This window comes from Streptomyces sp. NPDC047974, from assembly GCF_040653375.1.
Classification (GTDB): Bacteria; Actinomycetota; Actinomycetes; order Streptomycetales; family Streptomycetaceae; genus Streptomyces.
In genome coordinates this window covers 136,073-142,346 of record NZ_JBEZNU010000010.1, presented here as the reverse complement: position 1 = coordinate 142,346, position 6,274 = coordinate 136,073, and the positions used below count along the sequence as shown (strand labels likewise).

Below are 6,274 nucleotides of genomic sequence, written 5' to 3'. Positions count from 1 at the left end.
GTTCCAGCGGATCGCCCAGCAGGTCCAGGACGAGGTGCAGAACCGCTTCGCGAAGGGCGAGTGGCCGCAGGCCGTCCGTGAGGGCCTGTCCGGGATCACCGCCCAGCTGAGCGACCTGGTCTCGGGCCAGACCAAGGGCCGCACGGGCGCGGGAGGTGCCGCGGGCGGTTCCCCGGTGGACGTGTCGGTGCCGGGCGCGGACGGGGAGGCCGTGGTCCCGGAGTGGGCGCGGGAAGGGGCCGGCTCCGGTGACCCGGCCCGGGACCTGGACCGGCTGCTCGACCGCTTCCGGGACGAGGTGCGGGACGCGGCCCGGGACCACGGGGTGACGGACGCCCAGCTCGCCGAGGCCCGTCACCACCTGTCCGCGGCGGCGACCCGGATCGCCGGGATACTCCGTCCCCGCACGGAGCGCTGACCGGAGCCCGGGGGCCCGGTCCAGGGCCCTGACCGGAGCCCGGGCCCGGAGCCGGGCCCGGGCCCGGGGTCAGCTGGGCGCCGGGGCGGTGCGGGTCACGGTGACGGTGACCCGGGCGTCGGGGGCGGCGAGGACGCGGACCCGTTCGTACCCCCGGCCGTGCCCCGCGCCACGGCCCTTGTCGCGGAGGACGAGGGCGCCGCGGGCCGTGACCTTCCAGTCGCCGGACGGCAGGGCCAGTTCGGTGACGCGGGAGCCGCGGCGGCCGGCGGCGTCGTACTCCAGGCGGTAGGTGCCGGCCCCCGGGTCGTAGGCGGAGGTGCGGACCCGGCCGGCGACGGCCTCCGCGTACGGCTCGGCGGTCAGCTCCTTGTTGGTGCGGAAGGCGCCGGCGGAGTCGACCGCGCAGTAGCCGCCGCCGTAGCACCAGACGTAGCCGGCCCAGCCGGAGCTGTAGCGGCCGAGGGAGGCCATGGCGTCGCGGTAGAAGCGGTTCATGTTCGGCAGGGAGTTGTTGAGCGGGCCCCACTCCCCCACCACCACGGGGACCTTGTACTCCTTGGGGTAGAGGGTGACGGCCTGCTCGTAGCTCTCGATCCAGCCGGCGGCGGGGTCGTAGTCGGCGCCGGCCTCCATGCCGGTGTTGTAGAAGTGCGGGGCGTAGACGATCTTCGGGTCGTCGATCCGGCCGAGGCCCGTGGGGACCCCTTCGCCGACGATCGGGGTGGGCTCGACGAAGATCCAGGCGTCCCGGTCGGCCGTGCGGATGGCGTCGGCGATCCGGTCGTACATGGGGGTGAGCTGTTCGCGCTCGATGCGGCGGGCGGCGGTGGCCAGGTCCTCGCCCTCGCGGAGTTCGCCCATCGGCTCGTTGATGGGGTCGTAGCCGAGGACGGCCGGGTGGTCGTCGAAGCGCTCGGCGAGCACCTGCCACATGCGGGTCTGGGCGCGGCGGAGGTCCTCGTCCTCGTAGAGGTGGGTGAAGGCGCGCTGGACGGCCGGCTCGAAGTACTCGGAGAACCAGTCGTCGGGGCGGGGGGTGAAGGGCAGTCCGTCGGTGCGGGTGGCCCAGGCGGGGATGCCCCGGTGGCCGAAGGCGGGGCCGAAGACGTCCTGGTGGGCGTCGAGCAGGACCTTGACGTCGTACTTCTCGGCCCAGTCCAGGACCCGTTCGATCTTCCGCAGATAGGCCTGGCTGTACTGGCCCGGTCGCGGCTCCAGGTCGTCCCAGAAGACGAGGAGGCGGGCGAAGTTGAAGCCCTTGGCGCGCATGTCGCGGAAGTGCCGCTCGGTCACGGCGGAGAGGGCGGCGTCACCGCGGTTGGCCTTGTCCTCCACGTTCCAGCCGCGCAGGGTGAGGACGCGGCCGCGGGAGTCGGTGAGGGCGGGGATCCCGTCGCCCCCGGCTCCCCCCGTTCTCCCGGTGGTCCCGGTCTCCGCGTGCGCGGCGGTCGGGGCGAGCAGCGAGGCGGCGAGGGCGCCCGTCAGAAGGGTGGTGCGCAGCAAGGAGACCTCCGGCACGAGGAAGTGAGCGTTGTTCACCTTTCATGTGCCGGAGATCCCATCAGGTCGACCGACCCGTATCAAGAGGTCGTCAGCACGATCTTTCCGAAGAGTTCGCCGGAGGCCATCTTCGCGAAGCCCTCGCGGGCCCGGTCGAGGGGCAGCACCTCGTCGATCACCGGACGGACCCCGGTGGCGGCGCAGAAGGAGAGGAGGTCCTCCAGCTCGTCCTTGGACCCCATGGTGGAGCCGACCACCTTGAGCTCCAGGAAGAAGATCCGGGTCAGTTCGGCGTGCGAGGGGCGGTCGCCGCTGGTGGCGCCGGAGATCACCAGGGTGCCGCCGGGGCGCAGCGACTTCACCGAGTGCGACCAGGTCGCGGCGCCGACGGTCTCGATGACGGCGTCCACCCGGTACGGCAGACGGGCTCCGGGCTCGTACGCCTCGACGGCGCCGAGCTCCACGGCCCGCTTCCTCTTGGCCTCGTCCCGGCTGGTGGCGAAGACCCGCAGGCCGGCGGCCTTGCCGAGGACGATCGCGGCGGTGGCGACGCCGCCGCCGGCGCCCTGGACGAGGATCGAGTCGCCGGGGCGGACCCCGGCGTTGGTGAAGAGCATCCGGTAGGCGGTCAGCCAGGCGGTGGGGAGGCAGGCGGCCTCGGCGAAGGAGAGTTCCTTCGGCTTGGGCAGCACGTTCCAGCGGGGGACGGTGACGCGCTCGGCGAAGGTGCCCTGGTAGCGCTCGGTGAGGATGGAGCGCGGCTCGTCGGGTCCGACGCCGTGGCCGGTCTGGCCGATCACGGAGTGCAGGACGACCTCGTTGCCGTCCTCGTCGATCCCGGCGGCGTCGCAGCCGAGGATCATCGGCAGCTTCTCCTCGGGCAGGCCGACCCCGCGCAGCGACCAGAGGTCGTGGTGGTTGAGGGAGGCGGCCTTGACGGTGACGGTGGTCCAGCCGGGGCGTACCTCGGGCTCGGGGCGTTCGCCCAGCTCGAGGCCGTTCAGAGGCTGGTCGCGGTCGATTCGGGCGGCGTAGGCAGCGAACATGGCCCCGACCCTAGGGGCGACGGAGAGCACACGGAACCTCACTCTGGTGTGACGCACGTCCCCCGCCCCCACTCCGCCCCCCTGGAACCTGGGGCCCGCGCCGCCGCCCCGCCCCGCTCCCCCGGGCACGGGAGAGGGCCCCGTCCCGGGTCCGATGCGGCGGACCGGGGCGGGGCCCTCTCGGGGACCTTCCGCGGACGGGGGTCAGCGGCGGGCGACGCCCTCGGCGCGCGCGGCGGCGGCGACCGCGGCCGCGACGGCCGGGGCGACCCGGTCGTCGAACGGCGACGGGATGACGCAGTCGGCGCTGAGCTCGTCACCGACGACACCGGCGATGGCGTCGGCGGCGGCGATCTTCATGCCCTCGGTGATCTGGGAGGCCCGGACCTGGAGCGCGCCGGCGAAGATGCCGGGGAACGCGAGGACGTTGTTGATCTGGTTGGGGTAGTCCGAACGGCCGGTGGCCACGACCGCCGCGTACTTGTGCGCGACGTCGGGGTGGACCTCGGGGTTCGGGTTGGCCATGGCGAAGACGAAGGCGTCCTTGGCCATGGCGGCGACGGCCGCCTCGGGGACCGTACCGCCGGAGACGCCGATGAAGACGTCGGCGCCGGCGAGGGCGGTCTCCAGGGAGCCGGAGAGGCCCGCCTTGTTGGTGAGGCCGGCGATCTCGCGCTTGACGTCGGTGAGGTCCTCGCGGTCGCTGCTGACGATGCCCTTGCGGTCGGCGACGCAGACGTCGCCGATGCCGGCCGACAGGAGGAACTTGGCGATGGCCACACCGGCCGCGCCCGCGCCGGAGATCACGGCGCGCAGGTCGCCGAGGGTCCGGCCGGTCAGCTTCGCCGCGTTCCGCAGGGCGGCGAGGGTGACGATGGCGGTGCCGTGCTGGTCGTCGTGGAAGACCGGGATGTCCAGCCGCTCCTGGAGCTTGCGCTCGATCTCGAAGCACCGCGGCGCCGAGATGTCCTCCAGGTTCACCCCACCGAAGGACGGGGCGAGCCGGACGACGGTGTCGACGATCTCGTCGGTGTCCGTGGTCGCGAGGGCGATCGGGACGGCGTCCACGCCGCCGAACTGCTTGAAGAGGATCGCCTTGCCCTCCATGACCGGGAGGGAGGCCTCCGGGCCGATGTCGCCGAGGCCGAGCACGGCGGTGCCGTCGGTGACGACGGCGACGACCTGGGACTTCCACGTGTAGTCGTGGACCAGCTCGGGCTGCTCGGCGATGGCGGTGCACACCTTGGCGACGCCAGGCGTGTACGCGAGGGACAGGTCGTCCTTGTCACGGACGGGGACGGTGGCCTGAATGGCCATCTTGCCGCCGCGGTGAAGAGCGAAAGCCGGGTCGAAGAGCTCCTCGGGAGCTCCTTCCGTAGCGCTCTCGCTGAGAGGATTGACGATCTCCGCTGCCATGTGGGTGAGACCCCTTATGTCTGTTGTTCGAGGGTTTCCGCTCCTGGTGTGGAGCGGTGGGCGGGTCCCGCGGCCGCCGTGTCGGGCAGCCGCGCGGGCGCGCCGCACAACGCGCCCTGAGCCCCGGATGAGGGGTGTAAGGATCCTTCTTACCGGACAGACGGCACCGCAGACGAGTCCGTATCCGGTCGGTGACACGACTCATACCGAGTGCTTCCGGACGCGGACGGAGAACGACTCGTCACTCGATATCAGGAAAGATGCCGCAGGCGTCCGTTTGGCTCTGTTCGTGCCGTCCGAATGGCGAGATCGACCGCAGATTCTTCGGTGAACGGGTAGGGCTACGAAAGATGATCCGGCCTTGATGTACCGGCCTGTCGGGTTTCGAGTGCGACCCGTTACCCGATTTTGACATCCGTGGCCGTCGGTTTGAGGCGGTCCGAATGGCAAGATGCCGTAATCACACGAGGTCGCGACACTCGAAGATGCGTACGCGGCCCATTGGCAACGCCTATGGCAACTCCCTCACACGCCGGAGGATCTCGACCATGACCGCACGCTCCACGCGCTGGACGACCGCCGCCAAGACCCGCACCTCCCGTCTTGCCGCGGTCGCCGCCATCGCGGTCGCCGGCTCGATGCTGCTGACCGCCTGTGGCGACCAGACCGACAGCGGCTCCACGAAGGAGGGCGGCACCGCCGCCAACTCCGCCCCGCTCTTCTCCAAGCTGCCCGCCGACATCCAGAAGGCCGGCGTCATCAAGGTCGGCACGGACGCCTCGTACGCGCCGATGGAGTTCACCCAGGACGGCAAGATCGTCGGCGTCGACCCCGACATCGCGGCCGCGCTCGGCAAGCAGCTCGGCGTGAAGTTCGAGTTCACCTCGGGCACCTTCGACGGCCTGATCACCTCCCTGGAGACCGGCCGCCAGGACCTCGTCATGTCCTCGATGACGGACAACAAGAAGCGCCAGGAGGGCCTGGACGACAACGGGAAGAAGATCGGCAAGGGCGTCGACTTCGTCGACTACTTCTCCTCCGGCGTCTCCCTGCTGGTCAAGAAGGGCAACCCGCAGGGCGTCGACTCCCTCGACGACCTCTGCGGCAAGACCGTCGCCGTCCAGCGCGGCACGATCTACGAGGACACCTTCAAGGCCCAGGCCGAGAAGTGCGGCTCGAACAAGCTCACGATCCAGGCCTTCGACACCGACGCCGAGGCCCAGACCCGCGTGAAGGCCGGCGGCGCGGTCGCCGACCTGAACGACTACCCGGTCGCCGCGTACATCGCGAAGACCTCCGGTGGCGGCAACGACTTCGAGGTCGTCGGCAACCAGACCGACGTCGGCCTCATGGGCATCGCCGTCTCCAAGGACAAGACCCAGCTGCGCGACGCCGTCAAGGAGGCGCTCGACGCGATCATCAAGGACGGCACCTACGCCGAGGCGCTGAAGAAGTGGGACGTCGAGGGCAGCGCGGTCAAGCAGGCCACCATCAACGCCGGCAAGTGACCTGCTCGCTCCCCCTCGCACCACTGAAGGGCAGTCGTCATGACTGACAAGATCAGCAAGGACCCGGCCGCCACGCCGGCCGGGTCCGGCCCCTCGGGCACCCCCTACGAGGCGATCAAGGCCATCCCGGTCCGCCACTACGGCCGCTGGATCAGCGCCGTCGTCGTCGTCGCACTCCTCGGCTGGCTCGTCTACGCCTTCTCCCAGGGCAACATCATCTGGGACACGGTGTGGGACAAGCTCTTCGACGAGTCCGTCCTCGTCGGCCTCTGGAAGACCGTCCTGATCAGCGTCTCCGCGATGGCGCTCGGACTCGTCCTCGGCATCGTCTTCGCCGTGATGCGGCTGTCGAAGAACCCGGTCACCGGAGCCGTCTCCTGGCT

4 protein-coding genes and 2 pseudogenes are annotated in these 6,274 nt (G+C 70.9%); 3 read left to right on the top strand and 3 right to left on the bottom strand.

Annotated features, from left to right (window positions below):
• Nucleotides 1–418, top strand: a pseudogene (locus AB0E19_RS16810) (PadR family transcriptional regulator); the annotation flags it as partial.
• A 69-nt stretch (nucleotides 419–487) separates the two neighbouring features.
• Here the strand turns inward: AB0E19_RS16810 and AB0E19_RS16805 are convergent.
• From AB0E19_RS16805 to AB0E19_RS16795, 3 genes are all read right to left on the bottom strand, one after another.
• A complete protein-coding gene (locus AB0E19_RS16805) occupies nucleotides 488–1,960 on the bottom strand; it encodes a cellulase family glycosylhydrolase (protein ID WP_362179824.1) in 1,473 nt (490 codons plus the stop codon).
• Nucleotides 1,961–2,001: 41 nt separating this feature from the next.
• The gene (locus AB0E19_RS16800) at nucleotides 2,002–2,967 is read right to left on the bottom strand and encodes a zinc-binding dehydrogenase (protein ID WP_360602207.1); all 966 of its coding nucleotides are present in this window, start codon (nucleotides 2,965–2,967) and stop codon (nucleotides 2,002–2,004) included.
• 204 nt (nucleotides 2,968–3,171) lie between these two features.
• The gene (locus AB0E19_RS16795) at nucleotides 3,172–4,383 is read right to left on the bottom strand and encodes an NADP-dependent malic enzyme (protein ID WP_362179819.1); all 1,212 of its coding nucleotides are present in this window, start codon (nucleotides 4,381–4,383) and stop codon (nucleotides 3,172–3,174) included.
• A gap of 548 nt (nucleotides 4,384–4,931) precedes the next feature.
• Here AB0E19_RS16795 and AB0E19_RS16790 point away from each other — a divergent pair.
• Nucleotides 4,932–5,891, top strand: a complete 960-nt coding sequence (locus AB0E19_RS16790) for an ABC transporter substrate-binding protein (RefSeq protein ID WP_362179816.1) — start codon at nucleotides 4,932–4,934, stop codon at nucleotides 5,889–5,891.
• Nucleotides 5,892–5,930: 39 nt separating this feature from the next.
• Nucleotides 5,931–6,274 (top strand): annotated as a pseudogene (locus AB0E19_RS16785) (amino acid ABC transporter permease); the annotation flags it as partial.